A 3,587-nucleotide genomic window follows, 5' to 3' on the forward strand; every position below is an offset into this window, starting at 1 on the left:
AGCCGAACAACAACGTTTAATTGACGAAGAAATTAAAAGTTATGGCCCTCCCACCGTCATTTACCGTATTGATGACCATCGTTTTTTTACCTTAGAAAAATATAATGAAAGGCGCAGTGGCTCGACTTATTACAACAATACTCAAAAAGGAATACATCAAGAATTAATTCGATCCTCGGCTTGTCGTTATCAAGGCCGCTTAATTTGGGCAACCGAACGCGATGATGCTTTTGCTTTTCCGGGAGTATTGAGTCGTGTAACCAGTCGTTGCGCAGGAACAAAAACAGGTTGCGTTAACGTTATTCTTGTCACCTTGGATGGTGGGAAAAACTTTAGGCCCACAAATGGGGGGTTTGGTATTCATACTGATCATCCCGGTTACTATTCTTCTTTTTTCGATATTATTGTGACCAATGAAGGATTTTATTTGGGTAACTCATCATCTTCTCGCTTAAAAAATGATAGCCTTGATGATCCATGGTGGCAAAAATTTTATTTTGATCCCTCCGATTCTAATTATGTCCATGATGATATAGGTGACGAAGAAATACCTTCAAATAATTTAAAAACCCCCTCAGGGCAAACTCGTTTTGATTGCAGTGCCCCTTCTATTTACCCTATTTCACAGGCAGAAAAATTATGAGCAATAGTAATCCAACCCGTTGGCTAAAACCCAAAGAATGCCTTGATGGTAGTCAAGAATGGCGTTCTATCACCCATGCTGCCAATATTGGAGCAGAAATCCATGCTAAACCCCACTTACCCGGAATTATCATTTTTGTTCATGGGGTGAACTCAGAAGGAGAGTGGTATGAAGATGCTGAACGCGAACTTTGCAAAGGGCTTAATGAACGCTTAAACCTAACTAATACCCCTTATATATTAAAAGAAAACATCTATTATAAACCCCGATTTCTCTTAGATGAGAAAAATTATGATAATAGCCACTATATTTATGAAGAGCCTATTCGAACCTTAACCGAGTTAGGCAATTCCCCGGTGATCCGTTTTTATTGGGGATACCGTGCAACGGATAACGATTTAGGTCAATATTGTATTCCATTAAAAAATAAAGCCGGAGAAAGCTATCACCGCTTAGTCAGTGAAATACTTAACCCCGAATACAGTCATGAAGATAAAAGATATTGGACCTCCGAAGATATAAAAAAATACAATATCGTACAAGAATACAACTCTCTGCCTTATCGTAAAAAACGCTTCTTTATTAATGAAAAAATTAAACATAAAGGCCCTTTTTTCTGGGGTGGAGGGCCATTTCAAAATGGCTGTAATAATTTAGTCAGTTTATGGAGTAAGAGTGGCTTTAGCAATCTCGCGATGTTATGGACCGTGATCCCAACGCCAATCCCTTTTAATGTACAGACCGTTAACCCTGAATCAGACCGGTTATTAACAAAGTCTCCTCCTCGTCACTATTATGCTCATGCTGTAAAACGGCTAGCCAATTTAGTCAAGAAAATACGTGAATACAATTCCCATGATACCGTTACCATTATTTCACACAGCCAAGGCACGATGATAGCGTTAGCCGCAGCAGCGATTGAAGCTCCTGATAGCCTCTTTGTTTTAAATTCTCCCTATTCTACCGAAGATAAATTCTTAAATAGCTACTCTTATATTTACAGTGAAAATATTGATCAAGCACAGCGTGAAGCCACGCTAAAAGCAATCATTAATAAGATCGCAAAAAACAAAAATAGATTAAAGGGATCGCCTTGTGGATATTCAAGTCTAGTTGTCGGAGAAAGTGAAGATAAAAAAAGTTGGACTCCTGATGTAATTATATATAAAGGGAATAAGCTTGATATTAGAGATAACGAGAATAAAGAAAATAAAAAAAATATCGAAATAAATAAGGAAAAATTCACTAAAGGTGAATTTATTAAAGAAAGAGATAATCACGGGCGGTTCTATATTTATTGTAATCCACACGATCGCGTAATGGGCTCATCACCGTTAGAAAGTATTGGTTGGTGCCCGCTTCCTAATACTAAAGAAAGAGGACAAATACAGCATCATCCATTATTTGACCTTGAGCATCCACCCTATATCAGAATGCTGGCACGTAATACGCCTTGTGGTGGAAAACCTAACCCAAAAACCATATTTACTGATGCAAATAGGCGATTTAGTGATGGTAATACTTTCTGGGACAGTAATACCAAAACATTAGAAGGCTTAGCGTGGCCTGAACCTTCAGCGAATATTTCACTAAATATTAATGCCCCAGAAGTACCTCACCCTATTACACCAGACGAATTGGCAACTTTTGATGAAGATTTTACCGTAATAGAAAAAAAAGAGGAGAAACCAACCCCTGAAATTAATATCAATGCTGATAATCAGAAACAAGAGATACCTTTAGGTCAAGGTTATGGGCAATTAATATATAACCCCAAAAGTAGGAGCTATGAGCCCAAAGATGCCGAATATTACTTCTATAAAGATCTCTATTCTTATCAACATCGTATTTGGGTTGAACTCACCCCAGAAGAGAAGAAAATACTCCAGAATAATCCACTATTAGATCCTCAAGAAAAAAATGCAACTACAAAATATGAAACCTTAGATGAGATGAGAACACGTATTCGCGAATATAATCAACGTCCTACTGATCATGGTACATTACCAAGAAATTCACTGTTTCTTCGTCGTGTAGTCACTTATGATTTACCTATTGGTTATTGTGAAATAGGCAGAAGTCCAGAAAAAATGGATGAGTTAAGAAAATATGCGGATTGGCTAAGTGGCTTAGATAGCTATATGGAGAAAGGTGTATTAGATATACCTGAAATGCCCGAAATAATAAAAAAGCCATAAAAGAAAAAATATTAATTATCTAAAAATCACTTTAAATAAATCAGCACAATTAAAAGGAATAAGCCATGTTATTGCATCGTATTAAGTTCTCATTACTGTTTATTTTTAGTGCCACACTATTAACCGGCTGTTTATCATTAAAAGAAAAAGCCGCCATTAAAGCAGAGCAAGATAGAGCCGAACAACAACGCTTAATCGCCGAAGAAATTAAAAGCTATGGCCCACCCACCGTAATTTATCGTATTGATGACCATCGTTTTTTTACCTTAGAAAAATATAATGAAAGGCGCAGTGGATCGACCTATTACAACAATACTCAAAAAGGAATACATCAAGAATTAATTCGATCCTCGGCTTGTCGTTATCAAGGTCGCTTAATTTGGGCAACCGAACGCGACGATGCTTTTGCTTTTCCGGGGGTATTGAGTCGTGTAACCAGTCGTTGCGCAGGAACAAAAACAGGTTGCGTTAACGTTATTCTTGTCACCTTGAATGGTGGGAAAAACTTTAGGCCCACAAATGGGGGGTTTGGTGGTAATACTGATCATCCCGGTTACTACTCTTCTTTTTTTGATATTATTGTGACCGATAAGGGTTTTTATTTGGGAAAATCAACAGCTTCTCGTTTAAAAAATGATAATCTTGATGACCCTTGGTGGCGAAAATTTTATTTTGATCCTACCGATTCAAATTATGTTCATAGTAGTCTCGGGGATAAAGAATCCCCCTCTTCAACACTAAAAACC

General features: G+C 37.4%; 3 protein-coding genes. All 3 read left to right on the plus strand.

Features of this window, described 5'->3' with window-relative positions:
* The coding region (locus DK858_RS09485) for a T6SS immunity protein Tli3 family protein (RefSeq protein ID WP_458368153.1) at nt 1-643 on the plus strand (643 nt) is incomplete at its 5' end.
* Nucleotides 640-2,841, plus strand: coding sequence for a T6SS effector phospholipase Tle3 domain-containing protein (locus DK858_RS09490; protein WP_109397195.1), 2,202 nt, complete (start codon nt 640-642; stop codon nt 2,839-2,841). The genes DK858_RS09485 and DK858_RS09490, both read left to right, overlap by 4 nt.
* A gap of 65 nt (nt 2,842-2,906) precedes the next feature.
* Nucleotides 2,907-3,587: T6SS immunity protein Tli3 family protein (locus DK858_RS09495; RefSeq protein WP_458368154.1), on the plus strand; the 681-nt coding region annotated here is incomplete at its 3' end.

This window comes from Proteus faecis, from assembly GCF_003144395.1.
Lineage (GTDB): Bacteria > Pseudomonadota > Gammaproteobacteria > Enterobacterales > Enterobacteriaceae > Proteus > Proteus faecis.

Coding starts and splice junctions, on each gene's coding strand:
- DK858_RS09490 (WP_109397195.1), top strand. CDS start 640: ATGAGCAATAGTAATCCAACCCGTTGGCTAAAACCCAAAGAATGCCTT.